This is a genomic window from Xanthomarina spongicola (genome assembly GCF_003148645.1).
Lineage (GTDB): Bacteria > Bacteroidota > Bacteroidia > Flavobacteriales > Flavobacteriaceae > Xanthomarina > Xanthomarina spongicola.
On the sequence record NZ_QGGP01000002.1, the window covers coordinates 525,095 to 550,000 of the forward strand.

Genomic DNA, 24,906 nt, shown 5'->3' on the forward strand with positions numbered 1-24,906 from the left:
TCAGTTCCAGTTATCAGTCTATTCACCGAAAACTGCTACTGATTTATTGTGGATTACTCTTTAACTCTTTCCTTATAAGTTCCTTTATCTGTTTCAATTTTAATTTTGTCTCCTTCATTAATAAACAAAGGTACATTTACTTCAGCTCCAGTTTCAACTGTTGCAGGTTTTGTAGCATTTGTAGCTGTATTTCCTTTAACACCTGGTTCTGTATGAGTAACTTCAAGAATAACACTTGCAGGCATTTCTACTGAAAGAGGCATGTTGTCTTCAGTATTAATAATTACTGTAACAACTTCTCCTTCTTTCATTAATTCTGGTCTATCAAGAGCAGCTTCAAGTAAACGAATTTGAGTATAATCTTCTGTATTCATAAAATGATAGAATTCGCCATCATGATATAAAAACTGAAATTTATGTGTTTCCACACGAACATCTTCTAATTTGTGTCCAGCTGAAAATGTATTATCTAATACTTTTCCATTAGTTACACTTTTCATTTTAGTTCTTACAAAAGCAGGACCTTTACCTGGTTTTACATGTAAAAATTCAATTATTTTATATATATCGTTGTTATATCTTATACATAATCCGTTTCTAATATCGCTTGTTGTAGCCATTCTATTTTATTGTCTTTTGTTATTAAGTTCCTCCTTAGTTTAAGCTTTGGATGGATAAATATTTAGTTTTGTGGTAATTTATTAATTTGATTTAAAATATCCTTTCATAATACCACGATGAGAATTCTTGATAAACTGAATAATTTCATCTCTTTCCGGAGTTGCTTCCCATTCTGCTTCAATAATTTCTGAAGCTTGTGTATTATTATAATTTTTTTGATATAAAACTCTGTATATATCTTGAATTTCTCTAATTTTTTCTGTTGAAAATCCTCGTCTGCGTAAACCAACTGAATTAATACCAACATATGATAAAGGCTCACGTCCAGCTTTAACAAATGGTGGTACATCTTTTCTTACTAAAGATCCTCCAGTTACAAAAGCATGATTGCCAATAGAACAAAACTGATGAACTGCTGTCATTCCAGCTAATACAACATAATCTCCAACATTAATATGACCTGCGAGTGTTGAATTATTTGAAAAAATACAGTTGTTACCAACAATACAGTCGTGAGCAATATGACAATAAGCCATTATTAAACAGTTATCTCCAATAACAGTTTTCATTCTGTCTGTAGTTCCTCTATTTATAGTTACACACTCTCTAATTGTAACATTGTTACCAATAATTGTCAAAGTGTCTTCGTCATCAAATTTTAAATCTTGTGGAACAGCAGAAATAACAGCTCCTGGAAAAATATTACAATTTTTTCCAATACGAGCACCTTCCATAATGGTTACATTACTTCCAATCCAAGTTCCTTCTCCTATAATAACATTATTATGTATAGTTGTAAAAGGATCAATAACTACATTCTTTGCAATTTTAGCTCCAGGATGGACGTATGCGAGTGGTTGATTCATCTATATATAGTTTTACTTCTTTATTTTACTTTTGATATTTGAGCCATAAGCTCAGCTTCTGCACATAATTTACCATTCGAATAAGCATATCCTTGCATATGGCAGATACCTCTACGAATAGGTGAAATTAAATCGCATTTAAAAATTAAGGTGTCTCCAGGAACAACTTTTTGTTTGAATTTAACGTTATCGATTTTCATGAAAAATGTTAAATAATTTTCAGGATCTGGAACAGTACTTAGAACAAGAATACCACCTGTCTGTGCCATAGCTTCAACAATAAGAACTCCAGGCATTACAGGAGCTCCTGGAAAATGTCCAGCAAAGAATGGCTCATTCATTGTCACATTTTTCATTCCTATAACATGTGATTCTGACAACTCGAAAATTTTGTCAATCAACAAAAAAGGTTGTCTATGTGGCAACATCTCCATTATTTGATTTACATCCATTAATGGTTCTTGATATAAATCAATGTTAGGCACATTATTTCTACGCTCAATTTTTATAAGTTTAGACATTTTTTTTGCAAATTGAGTATTTACAAAATGTCCAGGTTTATTGGCTATTACTTTTCCTCTTAAACGAATACCAATTAATGCTAAGTCTCCAATAACATCTAATAGCTTATGTCTAGCTGCTTCGTTTGGATAATGTAAAGTTAAGTTATCTAAAATGCCGTTTGGTTTTACTGCAATTGTATCTTTATTAAAAGCGATTTTTAATTTTTCAATTGTATCTGGAGAAATTTCTTTATCAACATAAACAATTGCATTATTTAAATCACCTCCTTTAATTAAACCATGTTCAAGAAGCATTTCTAGTTCGTGTAAAAAACTAAAAGTTCTAGAGTCTGATATTTCATCTTTAAAATCTGAAATATGCTTAAGGGTTGCATTTTGTGTGCCTAAAACTTTAGTGCCAAAATCTACCATAGTGGTTACTTGGTATTCTGCAGCTGGCATAACTAATATTTCGCTTCCAGATTCTTCGTCTGTATAAGAGATAACATCTGTTACTACATATTCTTCCCTAAAAGCTTCTTGTTCATCTACTCCAGCCTTTTCTAATGCTTCAACAAAATATTTTGAGGATCCATCCATGATTGGAGGTTCAGACGCATTAAGTTCAATAATTACATTATCTAAATCTAAACCTATTAAAGCTGCTAAAACATGCTCAGAAGTTTGAATTGTTACACCATTTTTCTCTAAACAGGTTCCTCTTTGAGTATTTGTTACATAATTAGCATCTGCCTCAATATTAGGAGTACCTTCTAAATCGACTCTTTTAAATACATAACCTGTATTTTCAAGAGCAGGCTTAAAAGTTAAAGTTACATTTTTTCCAGTGTGTAATCCAACACCAGTTAAAGAAACTTCATTTTTAATGGTTTTTTGTTTAACCTCAGTATTAATTATTCCCATTTACTTTTTTTTCTATATCAGTTATATTTTTTACAATTTTCGGTAAATTTTTAAAATATACATAAGACTTATTCCAGTCACCATAACTAAAAGCTGGAGAGCCTTGTAAGGTTTCATTGTCTTTAATACTTCTACCTATTCCTGATTGAGCCTGAATTTTAACATTATTACCAATGGTTAAATGTCCTGCAAAACCAACTTGTCCACCTATTTGACAATTTTCGCCAATTTTAGTTGAACCAGCTATACCAGTTTGGGCAGCAATAACTGTATTTTTACCAATCTCTACATTATGAGCTATTTGAATTTGGTTGTCTAACTTAACACCTCTTCTAATAATAGTTGATCCCAAAGTTGCTCTATCTATAGTAGTAGCAGCTCCAATATCTACAAAGTCTTCAACAATAACATTTCCTGTTTGTGGTACTTTGTTATATTCTCCTTTTTCGTTTGGAACAAAACCAAAACCGTCTGCTCCTATAATAACTCCAGAATTAATAACACAATTTGAACCAATAATAGTTTCAGAATAAATTTTTGCGCCTGCAAATATAATCGTATCACTACCAACTACTACATTATCTCCTAGGTATGAATTTGGAAATATTTTAACATTATCACCTATTTTTACATTCTCACCTATATAAGTAAATGCTCCTACATAAATATTAGAACCATAAGTTGCTGTTTTTGAAATAAACGAAGGATCCTCAATTCCTTGCTTATTTAACTTTACCATATTATAATATTCCAGTAATTTAGAAAATGACTTGTAAGCATCTTCTACTTTAATAAGCGTTGTCTCTAAATTATTTTCTGGCACAAAAGTTTTATTAACTATTGTTATTGAGGCTTTTGTTGAATATATATATGATTGATATTTAGGATTAGCAAGAAAGGTTAAAGAACCTTCTGTTCCTTCTTCTATTTTGGAAAGCTTAGATACTTCAACATCTGGATTCCCTACAATGTCTCCTTCTAAAATTCCTGCTATTTGTTGTGCTGTAAATTTCATTCTAGCAAAAATAGGAAAAAACTCCTAAAGTTTTTCTTTAGGGTAACAGATATAATATTTAGTTACTATTTTAGATAGTGCTTTTAGGTATAATTGGTCTGAAGCTTCAATTATATCTTGAACTTTACCGTTTTTATAAATTATATTTATTTGCTGATTCTTTATTTGGTAAGCTTGATTAGAAATCTCTCCTGTAAAAACAAAATAATTGGCTTCATATTTACTTATATTATATGTATCCATTAACTTTTGAATATGAATTTGAAGCGTTTCTTTTTTAATTTTATTATCTTTTAATTTCACTTTTAGCAAATCACGATTTATTAGCATATCGCATAAATTTTTTAATACAAAATCGTCATGAAACTGCCATTCTTTCATAGCTGAAACTATGTCGTAGTCATCTAGTCTAGCAAATATATTAAGAGTCTTATTATTAAAATTTTCTAATAAAATTTCATTAGATAAAAAATATTGTAAGGCTTCACTAGCATGTAATTTTACTCCATTACGAGTTAACTCTTTGGCTCGCTTTAATACACGAATTAAAAGCTGTTCGGCTACTAAACTTGTTTTATGTAAATACACTTGCCAATACATAAGTCTTCTAGCAACAAGAAATTTTTCGACACTATAAATGCCTTTTTCTTCAACTACTAATTCGTCTTCTACTACATTTAGCATGGAAATTAAACGTTCGCTATTAATATTGCCTTCTGCAACACCAGTATAAAAACTATCTCGCTTCAAATAATCTGCTCGATCCATATCTAATTGTCCAGAAATTAACTGACAAAGAAATTTTCTAGGGTGTTCTCCTTTAAATATTTGGATAGCTAGCGTTAAACTTAAGTTAAAGTCTTTATTGAGTTGTTCCATAAAAAGCAATGAAATCTCCTCGTGAGAGACACCATTTACGATACTATGTTCCATAGCATGAGAGAATGGACCATGACCAATGTCGTGTAATAAAATGGCAACATAAAGAGCTTCTTCTTCCTTAACTGAAATGCTAACACCCTTAAAACGTAGTACATTAACAGCTTTTTGCATTAAATGCATACAACCAAGAGCATGATGAAATCTAGTATGATGTGCTCCTGGATAAACTAAATAAGACATTCCCATTTGCGAAATTCTTCGCAAGCGCTGAAAATATTTATGTTCAATTAAATCGTAGATTAACGAATTTGGAATAGTAATAAATCCGTAAATTGGGTCGTTAAATATTTTAAGTTTGTTTTGCACAATCAAGCTTATTCTTTTACTTAATAATTTAAACAAATATACATGAACCATATAAATATTCTTTGGGTTGACGATGAAATTGATTTACTTAAACCACATATCCTCTTTCTTGAAAAGAAAAATTATTTAGTAACTACTTGTCAAAGTGGTACTGAAGCTCTTGAGATATTAGACGATAAAAACTTCGACATTGTTTTTTTAGATGAAAACATGCCAGGATTAACAGGATTGGAAACTCTAAATGAAATTAAAGAAAAACGAGATACACTTCCTGTGGTTATGATAACCAAAAGTGAAGAAGAATATATTATGGAAGAAGCTATTGGTAATAAGATAGCAGACTACTTGATTAAACCCGTAAACCCAAATCAGATTTTATTAAGTTTAAAGAAAAATCTAGATCATTCTAGATTAGTCTCAGAGAAAACCACATCTAATTATCAACAAGAATTTCGAAAAATTGCCATGGATCTTAGTATGGTTAATAGCTTTGAAGATTGGGTTAGTTTATATCAGAAACTTATTTATTGGGAAATACAACTTGAAAACATAGAAGATGCTGGTATGTTTGAAATATTAGAATCGCAAAAAAGTGAAGCTAATACGCAATTTGGGAAATTTATTGACAAGCATTATCCAACCTGGTTTGAACCACATACAGATGCTCCTACTTTATCTCATACCTTATTTAAAAATAAAATTGTTCCAGAATTAAGTAAAGAACAACCTACTTTATTGGTAGTTATTGATAATTTGAGATATGATCAATGGAAAGCTTTCGAGCCCATTGTAAATAATTATTATAAAAAAATGAGTGAATCTCCTTTTTATAGTATTCTCCCAACTGCTACTCAATATGCCAGAAATGCTATATTTTCAGGCCTAATGCCTAGCGATATGGAAAAACTACATCCAGATTTATGGAAAAACGACACAGATGATGGTGGAAAAAATTTATATGAAAATGAATTTTTAGAAGCCCAATTAAAACGTCTAGGCCTTTCTCATTTAAAAACTGAATATCATAAAATAACTAATTTAAAAACAGGAAAAAAACTAGTTGAAAATTTTAGGTCTCTAAAAGATAACGACTTAAGTGTAATCGTGTATAATTTTGTAGATATGCTTTCGCATTCTAAAACTGAAATGGATGTGGTAAAAGAATTAGCTTCTAATGATAAAGCCTATCGTTCTTTAACACAGAGTTGGTTTAAAAATTCTCCATTGTTGGAAATGATCCAGCAAGCTCAACAACTTGGTTTTAAATTGATTTTAACTACAGATCATGGTACTATTAATGTAAAAAACCCTTCGAAAGTGATTGGTGATAAAGACACTAGCTTGAATTTAAGATACAAAACAGGACGAAGTTTAACTTATGAAGACAAGGATGTCCTGGTAGCAAAAGACCCAAAAAGCATCCACTTACCTTCTATTAGCATGAGTAGCTCTTTTATTTTTGCAAAAGGTGATTTGTTTTTTGCTTACCCAAATAACTACAATCATTATGTAAGTTACTTTAGAAATACTTATCAACATGGTGGCGTTTCGCTTGAAGAAATGATTATTCCATTTGTTGTTCTAAGTCCAAAATAAATCTGTGTAATGCAAAAATATCCGACGAAATACACTTTTTATTAGTTTTTTTAAATAATTCTTCATATTATTGTATGCTTAATTCAAGTAATTTGAATATTAATTATAGTTTAAAAGAGTTACAAACTGTTGCTAAACAACTTATAAAGAACCTGAAAAGTAAAACTATTTTACTTGAAGGAGATATGGGAGTTGGAAAAACAACTTTAATAAAAGAACTTGTAAAAGCACTTGGAAGTGCAGACGAAGTTAGTAGTCCAACCTTTTCTATAGTTAATGAATATGAATTGAAAAATGATAAAATTTATCATTTCGATTTTTATAGAATAAAAGATATCGAAGAAGCCTATAATTTTGGCATTGAAGATTATTTAGATTCTAATAATTGGATTATTATTGAATGGCCTGAATTAATTGAAGAATTAATTACAGATAAATATAATCGTATAATTTTATCATTAAATGATGATAATACTAGAAAAATAGTTTTAAAATAATTGTTAAACGAGTTAAAATAAACAACAAAAACAACCAAATCTGCCTGAAATTTGAACCGATTACGGAAAAACCGTAACGGAAAATTTAAAATTCCCTGTTTTTAACATAATTTTAACATTTAAGCAAATAGGTGATGCATGTTCTTAGTTACATTTGAGGTATTAATTAATTAAATCCCTTAAATTATGAAAACTAAAAAGTATGTAATTGCAATTGCAATTTTCGGTGGAATGTTGTTTACAGCACAAGCAACAAATTTATTTCAAGCAAATGAAGACGCACCAAAAATTGAAAGAAGAGCTTACCCAATTCCGTCACACGGATAAGAAAAGCCTTATTATAGGGAGTATAGTAGCTACATTATTAGCTATTACTCCGTATTTATTTTATTTATACGAAAGTGTTCCAAGCACACAAGTTTGGGACACTTTTTTATTTTCGTTTGATGCTGGAAAATTAGAAAACGCAAACTATGTGATGTGGCTGATTACTGGAAAAGCATTGCCTTTAATGTTTTTATTAATCTGGTTTTTTACTTGTAGACATTGGTGGTATCATGTTATTTTGGTACCTACTGTTATGTACGCTTTTCAAATTTCAGCTATTTTTTATGATACTACATCTCCTGTTGATGAATTACAACTCATGTATTATTTTCCATTAATGGCTATAGTTATTCCAACTATATACCTTATTAGAGCTAAAATGTTTGATAGAATTAATACAGCTAATAAATCTATGGAAGAACTGGAAGAAGAGTTTATGATCAAGCCAAAAAACGTTTGGGAGAAAGTTAAGCAGTATTTTTAAATTACACTCTAAACATTTAAAAATTTATTCGTAATTTGACTCATATTATAATGAGCAACTTATGTCTAAATCTTTATCTCCTTTTACCAAACAACAATTACTTCCTCAAGAAGAAACTTTAGAAATTTTAAAACGTAAGGGAGAACTATTTATTGGTATTCCAAAAGAAACTGCATATCAAGAGAAACGTGTTTGCCTTACTCCAGACGCAGTTTCTGCTTTAATTAACAATGGACATCGAGTATTGCTAGAATCAGGAGCTGGTGAAGGAGCACATTTTAGTGATAAAGAATACAGTGAAGCTGGAGCAGAAATAACCAAAGACACTGCTAAGGTTTATTCCTGTCCTATGATTTTGAAAGTAGAACCTCCTACTCTAGACCAATTAAAACTTATAAATCCGCAAACCATATTAATTTCTGCTGTTCAGCTTAAGACTCAAACTAAGAAATATTTTGAAACTCTAGCATCTAAAAGAATTACAGCATTAGCTTTCGAATTTATTAGAGATGAAACCGGAGCTTATCCAGCAGTTCGTTCTTTAAGTGAAATTGCAGGAATATCTTCTGTACTAATTGCTTCAGAATTACTAAGCAATGTAAATGATGGTAATGGGCTTATGTTTGGAAACATATGTGGTGTACCACCATTAGAAGTAGTAATTTTAGGAGCAGGAACTGTAGGGGAATTTGCAGCAAGAAGTGCCTTAGGTCTTGGTGCCAATGTAAAAGTATTTGATAATTCGATTACTAAACTAAGAGCAATTCAAATAAATTTAGGACAAACTATTTACACTTCTACATTACAGCCAAAAAACCTGACTAAAGCTTTAAAACGTTGTGATGTGGCTATTGCAGCTGTTAGAGGGAAAAATAGATCGCCAATTTTAGTAACAGAACCTATGGTTGCAAATATGAAAAATGGCTCTGTAATTATAGATGTTAGCATAGATATGGGAGGATGTTTTGAAACCAGTGAAGTAACTTCTCATAAAACACCAACGTTTACAAAACATGGTGTTATTCATTATTGTGTACCTAATATTCCTGCTAGATATTCTAGAACTGCCTCTATATCAATAAGTAATATTTTTACTCCTTATCTTTTGAAGATTGCTGAAGATGGAGGTTTAGAAAATTCTCTAAGATTTGATAAGGGTTTAAAAAATGGGTTGTATTTTTACCACGGAATTTTAACTAGCAAATCTGTTGGTGAATGGTTTGACTTAAAGCATAGTGATATAAATTTACTTATTTTTTAATTTCCTTTTACTTATAAACCTTTTTAAAATTTCATGTTATATTAAATTTAACTGAATGAAATTATTACATAGAGTTGGCTATTATTTAGGTGGATTTTCTATTGGATTAATAGTATTAGCCTTTTTTTTAAATGGCAAAAAAGTGTCTTGTGATTATGGTCCTGAAGCTAGAGTATTGAAAAATATTAATTTAAAACAAATTAATTATTCTAATACTATTGATTCGGCTATAATTAATAATGAAATAGACTCTTTAGAAATTAGAAACATATTAATACAAGGAGATATTAATTTCTCTAAAAGTGAAACTCGTAAAGAACCTTGTGCTATTTACGCTATTGAAGGAGAATTAGATAAAAAAGAACTTGTTTTATTAGTTGAAAATTGCGACAGTATTGCTACTATTCAAGAAATAAAATGGGAATAAAAAAAGCCTGAAATAATATTTCAGGCTTTAGTTTATAATTTTATTGAATATTTCCCTAATTCAAAATAATTCGTTTTGTTACTGAACCGTTATTTTCAGTTTGAAATGATAACAAATAGACTCCTTGTGGTAAAGTTGAAAGATTCAAACTTTTCTCATTAGTATCCATTTCTTCAGTTCTAATTGCCCTTCCAAGCATATCAAATAATTGTATAGATTTTACAGCAATATTTCCATTAAGTTTAATATTTACCAATCCGTCTCTAGATGGATTTGGATAAACTTTAATTTGATTTTCATTTATGCTTTCGTTTTCAACACTTAAACTACTATTTGGTGCTTGTACAATAAATGCTGGTGCGTAATCTCCTGTGAACGTATCATCATAATTACTGGCAAACATAACTTTAGATCCATCTCTATTAGGAACTGCATGAGCTTCATGACCATAGCCTGAGTCTTCGTTTGTATGATGTATGGTAAATCTTTCAATCATATCTGAACCATCTAATTTTATTGCGAAAACTTCTCTTTTACCAACAGTCTCACAACATCCTTCACTTACATAAGCCCAACCAGGTCTGCTATTATTTCTACAAGATATATGTCCTGACCAAACACCTGTATCTTCAGGATAGTAAAATATTGGTGTTACCAAGCCATCTCTTAAACGAACCGTTTTCATATAATAGTCGTTTGGTCTAGTAGTTTCATCTCCAAAAGCAACATAAACATCTTCTCCATCTTCATTTAGACCTAAATCTGCATGAGATGTATAGTCGTTTAAATGTCTGTAATTAGTTAAATCAATGTCATAAACTTTTATACCTTGTTCTTCGCCACTTCCATTTGGTGCATAATGTTCAACTGCATATAAACCCGTTGGGCTTACTGTAAACCACATCATATTTCTTGTACCTATAAAATGAGTACCAACAACTACATCTTCTTCTATATCATATACAATTAATGTTTGATCATCACCATTTCTACCAATAACTCCCATATACTTATCATCAAAAGATGTATTTCCTTTTCCATAACCATATTTAATATATGAGAATTCACTAAATGTATGTAATGTTTCTCTACTATTGGTTGTTACATTATAACTTACAATACTGTTTCCAGAAACTCCATACATAGTATTTGGGTCGGAATTAGACCATAATGCAGAACTAGGTATATTTGCCCAATACAAAAATTCATTTGTCTCACCATCTAAAATTGCAGCTGGATAACCTGCTAATTTAATTAATGATCCATCTGAATTCCATGGTTGGTCTAAAGAATAACGATGTCTTAAATTTTGCCAATCTGTACCAAAAGCATCTACATCGCTAATTCTAATAACTTCATTACCAAACTGATTAGTGTTTACTTCCAAATAACCTGGAGCTTGACCTGTAAAAGTTTGATAAGGCTCATAATTAACTGATGATAATGATTCTTGCATTGGATAATTTTGAGCAATCACATACAAATTTGAAAATAAAATAAAAACTAAAAGAACTCTTTGAATATTCCCAATTAAAGATGAGAATTTTCTAACATATAAATGTTTCATAATAAGGGGGTTTTGCTATTAATCTTTTGCTAATCTATTGAAATACATTTCATGTAACCATAAAAAATAATTTAAATTCGATAAAATACATCATATTTGTAATACTTTTACTACAATAAATGTGTTTTGTAGTATTTTTTCGACTTTTAAACGATACTGCTGTCGACAAACTGCACTTCAATAGACAACAGGTTTATATACGGACAGAATATAGTTTTGGATTTTTTATATTTTTAAAAGTAATTAACAGGTTATGAACAATTTATAAAGTGTCAAACTTATCTTACACATCTTTTTGTTGCATTTTAAATTATAAATTGGTTATTTCATCTAATTAATTATGGAGAAGTATTTTTAGAATAAAAAAATACATATTTTTAATAACTCTAATAATAGCTATTAATCTATATTTCTTTGCCTAACACTTTTTAAAATTGAAAAAATCAATTGCTTTTGTATTACCAAACTTAAATGCTGGTGGAGCTCAACGTGTTGTTAGCTCTCTGGCCAACTCATTGATTAAGGAATATGATGTATGTATAATAGTTTTATATAATTGTGATCCATTCTATAAATTACATCCAGATATAAGTATAAGATTTTGTCTTCCAGAATATAATTCAAATCCAAATACTTTTCAATCTATAATTAACATATTTAAATTAGTAAATAGTCTGATTAAAATACTTAAAAATAATAATACAAGTATTGCTATTGGGTTTATGCCAGTTACAAACATATATACCATATTAGCAACTAGATTTATAAATATTCCAAATATTATTAGCGAAAGAGCAAATCCAAAATATAGCTCTATGAATAAATTTTGGACATATTTTAGAAAAATCGCTTATCCATTTGCAAATTGTCTTGTAGTGCAAACTAAGGCAAATAAAGATTTTTTTAAAACTTATGTTAGAACTGAAATTGAAGTGATTAATAACCCCGTTGATAGAGAATTATTAGAAAAAAGAAATTTTCAATTTCCAAAAGAAAACATCATTTTAAATGTAGGCAGATTAGATGAACCTAAGAATCAAGATTTATTAATTTGTGCATTTTCGAATATAAATAATTCTAAATGGAAATTAATTTTAGTTGGTGATGGTAATAATTACAATGAATATAAAAACTTAATTGCCTCATTAAAAATGCAAGACAAAATAATATTAGCAGGCAACATTACAGATGTTTCTAAATATTATAATATGTCTAAAATTTTTGCATTTACTTCTAAATGTGAAGGATTTCCAAATGCTTTAATTGAAGCTATGTCTTTTGGTTTAGCATGTATTTCTACAGATTGTCCACATGGACCTTCAGAAATAATAAATAACAATCATAATGGAATTTTAATACCAGTTGGAGATCAAAAGGCATTAGAAGAAAACTTAGTTAAGTTAATGAATGATGAGGTTCTACAGGAAGAATTTAGATTGAAAGCTGTTCAATCAACTTTGGCTTATCAACCAAATGATATAGCCTCTGAGTGGTCAAAAATAATTAACAATTTAATACTGAAAGAAATTTTTGAAAGTTAAAAAATATATCGCCTCTTTAATTCACTCACTTAGAAAAAACCCAACTGTAATTAATATTGTTGCAGTAGCATCTATTACTTTTATAGTAAAGGGATTTGGTTTCTATAAAGAAATAGTGGTTGCGAGTAATTTTGGTTTGTCAGAATTATTAGATACTTTTTTAATTGCAACATTAGTTCCAGGCTTTATCTATCAAGTATTTCTGGGTGCATTTAAATCTGTTTTTATTCCTAATTATATTATCGAACAGAAATCCGGCAGACCTATAAGTTCTTTCCAATCCACAAGTTTTATAATTACTATTGGCACCACTATTTTTTTTATGATTCTGGCGTATTTATTTACAAATACCTTTCTAGAATTATTTTTCCCAAACCATTCAGAAAGTTACTATAATCTAATAAAAGTTCAATTTTTCTATTTATTACCTTGTATTTTATTTTGGGGACTTTCATCTTTAATAAGTGGTCTTTTAAACATACATGATGAATTTAGGTATTCAACTATTTACCCCGTATTTACGTCTATTGCCATTTTAGTTTTATTATTGTTTTTTAAAAATATATTTCAAGAAAAAGTATTAGCAGTTGCTATGCTAATTGGTAGTATTCTTGAATTTTCATTTTTAATTATTGTAGCAAAATCTAAAAAGATCATTAAACTTACAAAGCCTGATTTCAGAGCAGATGGAACTAAAATGTTGTTCAATCAGTTGCCTGCAAAAGTGAGTTCTGGGTTTTTAACTGGTTTAATACCTATAACCGACCAATATTTTGCAGCTCAGTTAATAGTTGGTTCAATTGCTGCCTTAAATTATGCATTAAAAATTCCTGCATTTTTTACTGGCATTGCCGTTTTAGCATTAGCTAGAGTCCTACTCCCACACTTTTCTAAGTTAACTAATAATGACAGAAAGTCTGCTTTTAAACAGCTTAATAAGATTTTAAAATTTGTTTTCATTTCATTAATTTTAATCATTATCCCAATAATTCTATTTTCAGATAATATTATTGAATTAGTTTTTGAACGTAATGAATTTACCTCTGAAGACACAATAATAGTATCAGGATTACAAATAGTCTTATTAATAGGAGCACCATTTTATATCTGTGGAAATATTTTAGTTCAATTTTTAACAAGTATCAATAAAAATAAATTTATGGCCTATGTGTCTTTTGGCAGTATGACTTTAAATATTATTCTAGATTATATTTTCTTGAAAATATATGGAATTTATGGCATTGTATTGTGTACAACTACTATATACGTAGTTAGAAGTTTAGTGCTATTTATCTATGCCAACAAACAAAAGAATTTATAAACCATTATATTGCAAGTACTTAAATTATCATTTTGTTCTTAAGTAGTATTAAATAAACGAATAAAAAAGTAAAAAATGAAATTAAACGAATTATTACCAACCTATACACCATTAGAAAAACCATCTAATTTCGACTATAAATTTACTTTGTTTACACCAGTATATAATCGTGCTGATACCATACATAGAGTGTTTGATTCACTAGAAAAACAAACATTTAAGGATTTTGAATTCTTAATTATAAACGATGGTTCTAAAGATAATTCACATGAAGTTATACAAGAACTTATTAATAAATCTAATTTAAATATTAGATATATAAATAATGAAGTAAATAGACATAAGATGGCTTGTATAATACAAGGAGTTGAATTAGCAAATGGTGAATTTTTTCTACCATTAGATTCAGATGATGAATGTGTAGAAAATGCTCTTGAAATATTCTTAGAAAGATATAATAGTATTCCTAAAGAAAAGCTATCCAATATAAGTGGTGTAACCTGTTTATGTGTAGATCAAAATGGAAATTTAGTAGATGATAAATTTAAAGTCGACCCCCTTTATAGTACTTCGTTCGAAAACAGACTAAACGAATTAAGCTTATCAGAAAAATGGGGTTTTATAAAAACAGATATTTTAAGAGGTATTTATGTAAATCCTGAAGTTTATTCAAAAGGATATATTCCAGAAGGTATTTTATGGAATTTAATTGCAAAACACAAATATCAAACCATGTATACTAACGATGTTTTAAGAATATATTATTTAGATACTGGAAATAGAATATCTAATCAAGACCACGCAAAAGATGCTTTTGGTATGGCTGTATTTTCATTATGTATCCTTAATTGGTTTTATAAAGATTATTTTTGGAAAAATCCAAAAGTGTTTTTAATTCGAGTATATTCATTAATTCGAGCAGCTATCTTTTTAGATTTTAAAAAACAAGATTATCTAAATGCTATAGAATCTAAAGGAATTAAGTTTTTAGTTAATTTATGCTGGCCTTTTAAAAGATTATTTTTAAAAATAATTGGTTAAGCACATTTATTATCAATAAAATATAGCATCTAAAACTAATACCATGAAACTATTAAAGTACTTTTTACTGACTTTAATTTTATTAAACATGACATCCTTTAGTTTAACCGTATTAGGCTCTGGAGGAGGTAGTCTTTTTAGCGCTTTATTATTTGGTTGCATCATACTCTTTTACTTTCTAAATCCGAAACCTAAAATTCAAATTATATTCGTTGTTCTTGGACTTACGTATTTTTTTATTTCCGGTATAAATTATACTGGCCCAATTAGAGATTTTTTTATCGATGTCATTAAGTATTTTATATTTATTATTGGTGCTGTTTCTTTAGCTAAAGAAACAAATCAAAAAGAAATTGGCTGGTTCATGTTTATTGGCGCTATGAGTGTTTTAATAAATGCAGTTGTGTTTTCCAGTGCTTATGGTAGGTATGGAGGATTTTATATTAATCCAAACAGAGCTGGAGTTGCCTGTTTAATAGCATTTTCTCTTACATTCTATCTTAAAAACAAATATTACAAATTATTTTTACAACTATTAATTGTAATAGCAGGAATAATGACTCTTTCAAGAACTTTTATTGTTGTTCTTTTAGCTATAAATATTATAGCCATTATTGCAAATAAAAAGAATAGCATCAGTTTGGTTGCTGGGTCTGTAGCTATTGTTTTAGTTTTAACAGTTTCGTCATTATTTAATCTAAACACGGTAAGATTTTCTGCTTTTCAAAGCATTTTCGATAGCCAAGAAGTTGAAACAAAAACCATTACTAGAGGTTCTAGAAATGAAACTTGGGCATTATATACAGATATTATTTTAAATAATGCTGTAACAGGAATTGGTTATAATGCACTACATGGAAATCGATCAAATGTTGATATAAAATCTGGAGTCCATAATACATTTCTAATGGCAATAGGAGAATCTGGCATCATACCTTTTTTATTATTTATTATTCTTTATTTAGCACTCTTTTTTAGAAGTTTAAGACATTTAAAAACTAACCCAGAATATACTTGTATTGCAACTATATTAATATCTTTTTTATTAGTATCTCATAACTATTTTGATAATTATTTAATTCTTTTTATATCTATTTGGCTTTATGATAAAGTAAAAAGTAAAACCAAGTTTGAAATTTCAGAGATACCAGTTAATCTTTAAAAGAATTTTAAATGAGTAAAAAACAAATAAAAATATTATTTATATTACCTTCATTAGCTGCAGGTGGTGCCGAAAGAATAATGTCTTTTATTGCTAGTAAAATTAGTAAAACACAATTTAATACCAAACTAGTAATTACTGGTTTTAAAAACAAGACCGTATACCAAACAGAAGGTTTAGAGGTTATTTATTTAAATAAGTCTCGTGTTTTAAAGTCTGGCATTAGTTTGTATAAATTAATTAAAAAGGAAAATCCAGAGATTGTTATTAGCTCTATTGTGCATTTAAATACCTTTTCAGCATTTTTCTCATTATTTTTTCCTAATATCAAATTCATTGCTAGAGAGGCTAATGTATTATCTGTTTTAAATAAACATAACCCAACTAAAAATTTGCTTTTTTCAAAAAATATGGTGGTGTTTGCTTATAAACTTGTTGATAAAATAATTTGTCAATCTAGAGACATGCAAAAAGATGTTGTAACTAATTATGGTGTTCCACTAGAAAAAACGGTTCTTATCAACAATCCAATCACTAATTCTTTCCAAACTAAAAAATTATCTAGAAATTTATTGACCCCAATAAAGTTTATAACTGTTACAAGACTAAGTAAACATAAAGGCCATGAAAGAATTATTAATGCTTTAGCTAAGCTAAATTTTCCTTTTCATTATACAATTATTGGAAAAGGTCTAGAAAAAGATAATATTTTGAATCTAATTAATAAATATAATTTAAATGAAAAAGTAGAATATATTGAATACACTCATGAGGTTAGCAAATATCTCTCTGAAAGTGATTTATATTTACAAGGATCATTTGTAGAAGGTTTTCCAAATATATTAATTGAAAGTTGTGTTGTTGGAACACCTATTTTAGCTTTTAATGCTCCTGGTGGTTTAGATGAAATTATTGAAAGTGGAATAAATGGGTATATTGTTAACTCAATAGATGAATTTGTTACTTATTTGAATAATATAAATTCTACATACAGTTTTAATCCAGAAAAAGTAAGCAATGTGGTAAAAGAGCGTTTTGGAGAAGATAAGATTATTAATGAATATGAAAATTTATTTTTAAACTTAGTAAACTAATAAAATGACAAGAAAGAAAAAAATAGCCTTATTTGTTCCTGGAATTGGGTTTGGTGGTGCAGAAAAAGTTGTTAGTTTACTTACATTCGAACTAACTAAATATTATGATGTTACATTAATATTATTATTTAATATTATAGATCTACCTATTTCAAATAAAGTAAAAGTAATTACTTTATCTGATAAAGAAACATTCAAAACTTCAATAATTAATCATTATTTTAATTATTTAAAATTTATTTTTAAATACAACAAGGTATTAAGAAATGAAGATATAGAAGTTACCTTATCATTTATGATTCGTCAGAATATTATGACTGGTATTGCAAAAATGTTCAATAAAAATTTAAAATCAATTATTAGTGAAAGATGCTTTCCTTCTAAAAGATATAGAAACAATTTTATAACTTCAATAATAACGAGTATAGCCATACCTTTTTTTTATAACAAAAACAATAAGCTTTTTTCAAACTCAATTCATATTAATAAAGATTTAAAGGAGAATTTTAATATTAAGATTGATACAAGTGTCATCTATAATCCAATATATTTAAATACTGAAAAATTAAACATTAACAATTATAATAATCCACAAGACAATTTTAAAGTTGTTACTGTTGGCAGATTAATCCCAGTTAAAAATCAGAAACACATTATAAATAGTATCAGTAAATTACCTGATATAGTAAATTTAGATATATATGGCGAGGGTGAATTAGAAACGGAATTACAATTATTAACTGAAAAATTAGGAGTTAAAAATAGAATTAATTTTAAAGGAACAGTTTTAAATGTTCATTCTAATATCATCCAGAATCATTGTTTTATTTTAAGTTCTCTCACTGAAGGGTTTCCAAATGTTTTACTTGAGGCCATGTCTGTTGGCTTGCCAGTTATTGCTACAAATTGTATGTCTGGACCATTAGAATTATTAAATGAAAATATACCTGTAACCATAGAATTTGGAACATTTTATAAAGCAAAATATGGAATATTAGTAAATGTTGATGATGTTGAAGGATTAACTAATGCCATATTATTCTTTCAAGAAAACAATCAAGATAGACTTATGTATGGTGGTTTAGGTTATACACGTTCTAAAGATTATAGTATTGATAAGATAGGTGTCCAAGTAAAAGAATTAATAGATAGTCTATAAATTATTAGTTTACTTTTGGTAACTTAAGCATATTTCCAAATTTCAAATCCCATTCAGATGGTACAAATGCTTCAAAACCAGATCCTGTATGAAGGGTTATTTCACCAAAATATACTTTATTATTCAATGTATATAAATCTACTCTTGTATAACAAAAATCTTGAGCCAAAGCTTTAGAAACCATTTTCATTTCTTCAAAACAAATGGGCTTGTCAAGTTGGCGACCATTATTATAAATCCATTTTATATCTAAAAAATTCCAATCTGTATCGTATAGATTTCTAGTATGATTTGTATGTCTATCCAAATCTACATGTATAAAAACAAGCTCTCCATTAAAATAATGCATTTTATAATCGAAAGGAATACTACCATCTTGATGTTGAAGTAGTTTCTCTACTATAATTCGTGGCTTAATATTTTTATATTGCCATTCTTTATATTTAGTATAATAATTTATATGTAACGACTTATATAGTTTATTTCTAACTACAACCCAATTCGTATTTCTTTTATCAGTTATTATAGAACCTCCAGAGCTATCATGATTTGCCTTAATAATAACTGGGTAATCTGGAATATTATCAGGATTAATATCTTTTAATTTCTTTGTATGAAAAACTAATGGAATTAAATATTTTTCACCAATTTTTTCTTTAACATACTCTCTAACAGCAAATTTATCAGCACATTTTGTATGCAAAGGAGTTCTGTCATTTAATTTAAGCCATTGCATTTTTTCATTAAAAGTTTTAGGGTTCACTAAATCTGGCTTATGCCCAAAATTACGAACAAACTCTCTGTTAATTCTAGAAACATCAGATACGATAGTAAATCTAAAATAATTATACAATCCGTAAAAAGGCTGTATTAAATATGGTCCAATAGTAGTCTCTAAATATATTTTTCTAACAACTTCTTTCAAGACAATTGATTTTGATATGCTAATTATTTTTTATTATTAATATTTAAATTTTAAACATTTATCTAATTTATAATTAATTTCAAAAAACAGAAAGCTTATATTTAATTAATATTTTAAATTTGTGTTGATTTTCTATATATGGTAACAAAAATCTGTTTAATTGGTGGCGAAGATGTTCAAAAACGCATTCCATTATCAAAATATTTAATCGAGGCAGGTTTTCATGTAACAATTGTAGGTACTAGTGATGCAGATTTTCCTAATTATATAACTTATGTTCCATATAATTTAAATAGACGCTTCTCTCCTATTTCAGACTATAAAACAATTTCTTGGTTAAAACATTTTTTCAATAAAAACACATTCGACATTATTCATACTTTCGATACTAAGCCAGCTTTTTTAGTTCCATTATCTCAATTAAATACTACAACATTAATAACAAGAACTGTTACTGGTTTAGGAACCATTTTCATGTCTAATACTTTTTCAAGTGCTTTATTAAGGAAAGTTTATATACTTCTACATTCATATATTAAAAACAGGGTTCATTTAACGATTTTCCAGAATGAAGATGATAAAAATTTATATTTAAAACACCATCTGATTACAAAAAGTAATAGTGAAATAATTTTAAGCAGTGGAATCGAGTTAAAACATATTACACGGAAAGCAGCTAGAAACAATAAAATATTTACTTTTATTTGTGTTGCCAGAATAGTATATGAAAAAGGTATTATAAATCTCTTAGAAGCTGCAAGAATTTGCGAAAGCAAAGGATATGTCTTTAAATATTTATTAGTTGGCCCTCTTGAAGAAAACTCAAAGAGACTTAATCAAAATATTCTTAATCAATATAAAGATATTATAGATATTTTAGGGCCTCGAACAGATGTTTTTGATTTATTAACTTCTTCTGATGCATTTGTACTACCAACTTTTAGGGAAGGATTTTCAAGAGTATTACTTGAAGCTGGAGCCATAGGTTTGCCAATAATTTCAACAAATGTAACTGGAGTACGTGAATTTGCCAGACATGGTAAAGAAGCATTGTTAGTAGAGCCAAAAAACTCTGAAGCTTTAGCAAATGCCATGATTAAATTAGCTACAGATAAAGAATTGGCGGATAAATTAGCTGAAAATGCAATAAAACACGTTAAAATGTTTAGTCTAGAAAATGTATCTAAGCAATATATAGCTATCTTTAATGCAGCTATTAATCATGATTAAAAATGAAAATCCCTTTTTCTCCACCTTATATAAATAAGGTTGTATTACAAGAAGTTAACAGTACCCTAGAATCTGGCTGGATAACCACTGGGCCAAAAGTTAAACAATTAGAAGAGTTAGTTTGTAAATATACTTTTTCACCCAATACTTTGTGTGTTAATTCTGCAACTTCTGGACTTATGTTAGCGTTAAAATGGTATGGTATTGGTGAAGGCGATGAAGTTATTATCCCTGCTTACACTTATGCTGCAACTGCACTAGCTGTCATTCATGTTGGTGCAACTCCTGTTATGGTAGATGTAGAAAACGACTTTAATATTTCAATAGAAAAAATTGAAAAGGCAATTACAAATAAAACAAAAGCTATCATACCAGTTGATATTGCAGGTTGGCCTTGTGATTATGACGCCATTAAAACATTAGTATGTAATAAAATCGAACTTTTTAACCCTTCTAATGAAAATCAAAATAAGTTAGGAAGAATATTAATCTTGGCAGATTCTGCCCATTCAATTGGCGCAACATATAAAAATCAATTTTTAGGGTCAATTGCAGATATTACTGTATTTTCTTTTCATGCTGTTAAAAACATAACAACTGCTGAAGGTGGAGCAGTTTGCATCAATTTGCCCAAACCATTTATTAACCAAGAAGAATATTATTATTTAAGATGCTTCTCTTTAAATGGGCAAACTAAAGATGCCTTCACAAAGTCTAAAGCTGGTGGTTGGAGATATGATATTATTTATCTAGGTCTAAAAATAAATATGCCTGATATTTTGGCTGCAATCGGAGTTGCTCAAATACCTGAATATTTTGATGAAACTTTAGATATAAGAAAAGAAATATATAAGGTATATCACGACTATTTTGCAACTAAAACATGGGCAATTACACCTCCTTATAAGAACGAATACAGAGAATCTTCTTGTCATTTATATGCCTTAAGAATAAAAAACATAACTGAATCTATAAGAGATTTAATAATTGAAAAAATAACAAAACAAGGAGTAGCTGTTAATGTACATTTTCAACCTTTACCAATGCTTACTATTTTTAAAGAAATGGGGTTTAAAATTGAAAATTATCCAATTGCATACGACAACTATAAATGTGAAATTTCTTTACCAATCTACCCACAGCTTACAAAAGATCAACTTAATTATATAATAAGGACAGTAGAAAATGCAGTTGAATCAACAATATGATTAAAAGACTATTTGATATTATTTTTTCTTTTTTTGGGTTAATCTTTTTATTACCTTTATTATTAATAATTGCCCTTATAATTAAAATTGAATCTAAAGGTTCCATTTTTTATTTACAACAAAGAGTTGGTAAACATAATAAGGATTTTAAAATATTTAAATTCAGAACTATGTTTATTGGTTCAGATAAAAAAGGATTATTAACACTTGGAGATAAAGACCCAAGAGTTACAAAGATTGGCTATATTTTAAGAAAATATAAATTAGACGAACTCCCTCAACTAATAAATGTTTTAATAGGTAATATGAGTTTTGTAGGACCAAGGCCAGAAGTACGTAAATATGTGAATTATTATTTGAATGAAGATTTAATCATACTATCCGTAAAACCTGGAATAACAGATTATGCATCAATTTATTATAGAAATGAAGCAGAATTATTAAAAACAACAAAAGACCCTGAAAAATTCTATTTAGAAAACATATTACCTAAAAAGTTAGAACTCAATAAAAAGTACATTAATAGCAAGAATTTGTTTATTGACTTAAAAATTATTTTTAAAACTGTTCAAACTATTATAAAATGATATTAAAAACAACAGGTTATTTTATTTTTTCCTTAGATTTTGAATTGCACTGGGGAATGATTGACAAGGTAGATGTTTCTCAATATGAAGAAAATTTAAAGAATGTTAAGCTTGTTATTCCACGCCTATTAGAATTAGCAAATACTTATAACATAAAATTAACTTTTGCAACAGTTGGGTTTCTATTTGCTAAAGACAAAAATGAACTTCTTTATTATAAACCAAAACAACTACCAACTTACAAAGACAAAAAATTTGACCCTTATTCTAAAATTGATTCTATAGGAAATAACGAACAAGAAGATGGATTTCATTATGCATCTAATCTTATTGATGAGATTTCTAAAAGTCAAAAGCATGAAATATCAACACATACATATTCTCACTATTATTGTTTAGAAGATGGGCAAACTAAAGAACAATTTGAAGCAGATTTATTAGCTGCAAGGGCTATTGCTCTTAAAAAAAATATTGAAATAAATAGTATTGTATTTCCAAGAAATCAAGTAAACAACAATCTATTAGAAACTTGTTATAAAAACGGAATTAACTGTTACAGAGGAACAGAAAACAATCCAATCTATAATACTGGAAATAAAAAAATTCATGGAAACATAATTGCTAAAGGATTACGTGTTGCAGATTCTTTTATAAATTTAACTGGACACCATACTTATAAAATAGAGAATCAAAGAAAAGAAGCACAAATAATTAATATTCCATCTAGTCGCTTTCTAAGACCTTATAGCAGTACATTAAAATTGTTTGACCCATTAAGAATTTCAAGAGTTAAAAGCGCAATGACGCATGCTGCTAAGAATAATGAGGTGTATCACTTATGGAATCATCCTCATAATTTAGGAAAAAATATTGATGAAAATTTTAAAGCATTAGAAAGTATTTTTGATCATTATAATAACCTAAATAAAAAATATAATTTTAGAAGTATGACCATGAAAGAACTGGCAAAAAACTATTCTAATATTAACGAAACCTTACTGTAAATTTATTTTTATTACCAATAACATAATATATTTCTGAATTTTGGTTATTTGAAATATATGCTTTTATGCTTGATAACGGTTCTGGATTAGAGTAAAGAGTATCTAAAGTAATTCGCTTCAAAAAAGAAAATTCTGGATCTATTAAGTCTATTTCTTTTTGAAGACCATTTAATTTAAAATTATTTAGGTCTTCGATAATAAATTTACTCTTTTCTTTTTTAAAATCTAATAGATTTTTAATACCATATTTAAACTTTGTGTACAATAAATTAATATTTTTATCTCTTAAATATTGCTTCAACCAAAAATATTTAGATAATAATAAGGCAGTACTTGATGCAACAAAACTTTTAGAATCATAGATTATATTGCATTCGTAATAATACTTCATATTAGTCCACCTAGTTTTATATTCGTATTCTCCTTTTGAAAAATCTATAGTAGTAATATTATTTTCCAAACACCATTCTAAAATTCTACTTATATCTAAGTGTCCTATATTAAATTTATAATAATCTGCATCAAATGCTTTTACTGCATTAAATAATGTGTCATTATTTAAAAATACCATTGACAAAGAAATAGGAGTACCATTACTATATATGCCAAAAATTGCTGCTTTTTTATTCTGAATCATTGGATACAATAAATCTTCAAAGAATGGCCATCTAGAAATTAGAGTCACCTCCATTTTTAATTCATCGTATCGTTTTTTAATTAAACTCTTAAACTGCTCAAGTAATATATTATATTCATCTTTTGATACTTCACCATAATATGTTTTATAAGTAATTTTGGTACAAGACTCTAATCTTCTAAAACTACGTCGAAAACGTTTTCTGCTACCAGAACTAAACTTTGAATTAATAAATTCATCAGAATTTTGAACATCCTTTAAGCTAGTTGCAAAACCAGAGTATTGCCTTATTTTTTTAATTTTTAAATTCCTAGATTCATTCTCATTTTTAACCTTATAATAATTAGGAACATCATAAATTAAATACACTCCACCCTTAAAGTCAGAAGCTTTTATATTTAAACTATAAACTAAACCATTTGTAGTATTCGTTCCAACATTAACTAAAAAAGGAAAATATTTATGTTTAATAAATTGAACACCTTCTATAGCATTTACATTTAAACTCGATTGATTATTATAAAAGTGCTTTAACCAAGTTGATTCATAAATAGAACAACTAAATGGGTTTTCTTCAGAAGATTTAATCATATATTTAGCATATACTTTTTCATGTATTCAAAAACTAATGTAAATATTTAAGTATAATATAAATATTATT

The 24,906-nt window shown here is 28.0% G+C and carries 24 protein-coding genes; 16 read left to right on the plus strand and 8 right to left on the minus strand.

The window, feature by feature from the left end; translation table 11 throughout:
* Positions 1-53: 53 nt before the first annotated feature.
* From efp to LX78_RS06420, 5 genes are all read right to left on the minus strand, one after another.
* On the minus strand, positions 54-620 hold the full coding sequence (efp, locus tag LX78_RS06400; protein WP_109681808.1) for an elongation factor P: 567 nt from the start codon (positions 618-620) through the stop codon (positions 54-56).
* A gap of 81 nt (positions 621-701) precedes the next feature.
* On the minus strand, positions 702-1,487 hold the full coding sequence (lpxA, locus tag LX78_RS06405; RefSeq protein WP_109681809.1) for an acyl-ACP--UDP-N-acetylglucosamine O-acyltransferase: 786 nt from the start codon (positions 1,485-1,487) through the stop codon (positions 702-704).
* A gap of 20 nt (positions 1,488-1,507) precedes the next feature.
* Positions 1,508-2,914 carry a bifunctional UDP-3-O-[3-hydroxymyristoyl] N-acetylglucosamine deacetylase/3-hydroxyacyl-ACP dehydratase gene (locus LX78_RS06410; RefSeq protein WP_109681810.1) on the minus strand — a complete coding sequence of 469 codons (1,407 nt, stop codon included), beginning with the start codon at positions 2,912-2,914 and terminating at the stop codon, positions 1,508-1,510.
* Positions 2,901-3,929, minus strand: coding sequence for a UDP-3-O-(3-hydroxymyristoyl)glucosamine N-acyltransferase (lpxD, locus tag LX78_RS06415; RefSeq protein ID WP_109681811.1), 1,029 nt, complete (start codon positions 3,927-3,929; stop codon positions 2,901-2,903). The genes LX78_RS06410 and lpxD overlap by 14 nt, the downstream gene beginning before the upstream one ends.
* Positions 3,930-3,953: 24 nt before the next feature.
* Positions 3,954-5,183, minus strand: coding sequence for an HD domain-containing protein (locus LX78_RS06420; protein WP_185117703.1), 1,230 nt, complete (start codon positions 5,181-5,183; stop codon positions 3,954-3,956).
* A gap of 36 nt (positions 5,184-5,219) precedes the next feature.
* Here LX78_RS06420 and porX point away from each other — a divergent pair, with 36 nt between their 5' ends.
* The 6 genes from porX (at position 5,220) to LX78_RS06445 (ending at position 9,769) form a co-directional block, all read left to right on the plus strand.
* Positions 5,220-6,773 carry a T9SS response regulator signal transducer PorX gene (porX, locus tag LX78_RS06425; RefSeq protein ID WP_109681813.1) on the plus strand — a complete coding sequence of 518 codons (1,554 nt, stop codon included), beginning with the start codon at positions 5,220-5,222 and terminating at the stop codon, positions 6,771-6,773.
* A gap of 92 nt (positions 6,774-6,865) precedes the next feature.
* Complete coding sequence (gene tsaE, locus LX78_RS06430) at positions 6,866-7,270, plus strand: tRNA (adenosine(37)-N6)-threonylcarbamoyltransferase complex ATPase subunit type 1 TsaE (RefSeq protein WP_245881489.1); 405 nt, start codon at positions 6,866-6,868, stop codon at positions 7,268-7,270.
* A 186-nt stretch (positions 7,271-7,456) separates the two neighbouring features.
* Positions 7,457-7,597 carry a hypothetical protein gene (locus tag LX78_RS14795; RefSeq protein ID WP_170109807.1) on the plus strand — a complete coding sequence of 47 codons (141 nt, stop codon included), beginning with the start codon at positions 7,457-7,459 and terminating at the stop codon, positions 7,595-7,597.
* Positions 7,560-8,081 (plus strand): hypothetical protein, encoded by a 522-nt coding sequence (locus LX78_RS06435; protein WP_109681815.1) that lies wholly within the window; start codon positions 7,560-7,562, stop codon positions 8,079-8,081. The genes LX78_RS14795 and LX78_RS06435 overlap by 38 nt, the downstream gene beginning before the upstream one ends.
* Before the next feature lie 61 nt (positions 8,082-8,142).
* A complete protein-coding gene (locus tag LX78_RS06440) occupies positions 8,143-9,342 on the plus strand; it encodes an alanine dehydrogenase (protein WP_109681816.1) in 1,200 nt (399 codons plus the stop codon).
* 55 nt (positions 9,343-9,397) lie between these two features.
* The gene (locus LX78_RS06445) at positions 9,398-9,769 is read left to right on the plus strand and encodes a DUF4258 domain-containing protein (protein ID WP_109681817.1); all 372 of its coding nucleotides are present in this window, start codon (positions 9,398-9,400) and stop codon (positions 9,767-9,769) included.
* 55 nt (positions 9,770-9,824) lie between these two features.
* Here the strand turns inward: LX78_RS06445 and LX78_RS06450 are convergent, their stop codons facing one another.
* Positions 9,825-11,336 (minus strand): T9SS type A sorting domain-containing protein, encoded by a 1,512-nt coding sequence (locus LX78_RS06450; protein ID WP_109681818.1) that lies wholly within the window; start codon positions 11,334-11,336, stop codon positions 9,825-9,827.
* Positions 11,337-11,770: 434 nt separating this feature from the next.
* On the opposite strand from LX78_RS06450, the gene LX78_RS06455 reads away from it, so the two are divergent.
* The 6 genes from LX78_RS06455 (at position 11,771) to LX78_RS06480 (ending at position 18,654) form a co-directional block, all read left to right on the plus strand.
* Entirely contained in the window at positions 11,771-12,877 is a 1,107-nt protein-coding gene (locus tag LX78_RS06455) for a glycosyltransferase family 4 protein (RefSeq protein WP_109681819.1), read from the plus strand.
* The gene (gene murJ, locus LX78_RS06460) at positions 12,867-14,198 is read left to right on the plus strand and encodes a murein biosynthesis integral membrane protein MurJ (RefSeq protein WP_109681820.1); all 1,332 of its coding nucleotides are present in this window, start codon (positions 12,867-12,869) and stop codon (positions 14,196-14,198) included. Before LX78_RS06455 ends, murJ begins: the two co-directional genes overlap by 11 nt.
* A 75-nt stretch (positions 14,199-14,273) precedes the next feature.
* On the plus strand, positions 14,274-15,239 hold the full coding sequence (locus LX78_RS06465; protein ID WP_109681821.1) for a glycosyltransferase family 2 protein: 966 nt from the start codon (positions 14,274-14,276) through the stop codon (positions 15,237-15,239).
* A 43-nt stretch (positions 15,240-15,282) separates the two neighbouring features.
* Complete coding sequence (locus LX78_RS06470; RefSeq protein WP_109681822.1) at positions 15,283-16,401, plus strand: O-antigen ligase family protein; 1,119 nt, start codon at positions 15,283-15,285, stop codon at positions 16,399-16,401.
* Between the two features lie 11 nt (positions 16,402-16,412).
* On the plus strand, positions 16,413-17,495 hold the full coding sequence (locus tag LX78_RS06475) for a glycosyltransferase (RefSeq protein ID WP_109681823.1): 1,083 nt from the start codon (positions 16,413-16,415) through the stop codon (positions 17,493-17,495).
* A 4-nt stretch (positions 17,496-17,499) separates the two neighbouring features.
* The gene (locus LX78_RS06480) at positions 17,500-18,654 is read left to right on the plus strand and encodes a glycosyltransferase (protein WP_109681824.1); all 1,155 of its coding nucleotides are present in this window, start codon (positions 17,500-17,502) and stop codon (positions 18,652-18,654) included.
* A gap of 4 nt (positions 18,655-18,658) precedes the next feature.
* Here LX78_RS06480 and LX78_RS06485 read toward each other — a convergent pair whose 3' ends face one another.
* On the minus strand, positions 18,659-19,579 hold the full coding sequence (locus LX78_RS06485) for an ATP-grasp fold amidoligase family protein (RefSeq protein WP_109681825.1): 921 nt from the start codon (positions 19,577-19,579) through the stop codon (positions 18,659-18,661).
* 138 nt (positions 19,580-19,717) lie between these two features.
* On the opposite strand from LX78_RS06485, the gene LX78_RS06490 reads away from it, so the two are divergent.
* From LX78_RS06490 to LX78_RS06505, 4 genes are read left to right on the plus strand one after another with little or no spacing between them, the layout of a single operon-like run.
* A complete protein-coding gene (locus LX78_RS06490; protein ID WP_109681826.1) occupies positions 19,718-20,809 on the plus strand; it encodes a glycosyltransferase in 1,092 nt (363 codons plus the stop codon).
* A 2-nt stretch (positions 20,810-20,811) separates the two neighbouring features.
* The gene (locus LX78_RS06495) at positions 20,812-22,017 is read left to right on the plus strand and encodes a DegT/DnrJ/EryC1/StrS family aminotransferase (RefSeq protein ID WP_109681827.1); all 1,206 of its coding nucleotides are present in this window, start codon (positions 20,812-20,814) and stop codon (positions 22,015-22,017) included.
* Positions 22,014-22,604, plus strand: coding sequence for a sugar transferase (locus LX78_RS06500; RefSeq protein ID WP_109681828.1), 591 nt, complete (start codon positions 22,014-22,016; stop codon positions 22,602-22,604). The genes LX78_RS06495 and LX78_RS06500 overlap by 4 nt, the downstream gene beginning before the upstream one ends.
* A complete protein-coding gene (locus LX78_RS06505; RefSeq protein ID WP_109681829.1) occupies positions 22,601-23,608 on the plus strand; it encodes a polysaccharide deacetylase family protein in 1,008 nt (335 codons plus the stop codon). Before LX78_RS06500 ends, LX78_RS06505 begins: the two co-directional genes overlap by 4 nt.
* Here LX78_RS06505 and LX78_RS06510 read toward each other — a convergent pair.
* Positions 23,589-24,836 (minus strand): GNAT family N-acetyltransferase, encoded by a 1,248-nt coding sequence (locus LX78_RS06510; RefSeq protein WP_109681830.1) that lies wholly within the window; start codon positions 24,834-24,836, stop codon positions 23,589-23,591. The two genes, LX78_RS06505 and LX78_RS06510, sit on opposite strands and share 20 nt — an antisense overlap.
* Positions 24,837-24,906 lie beyond the last annotated feature (70 nt).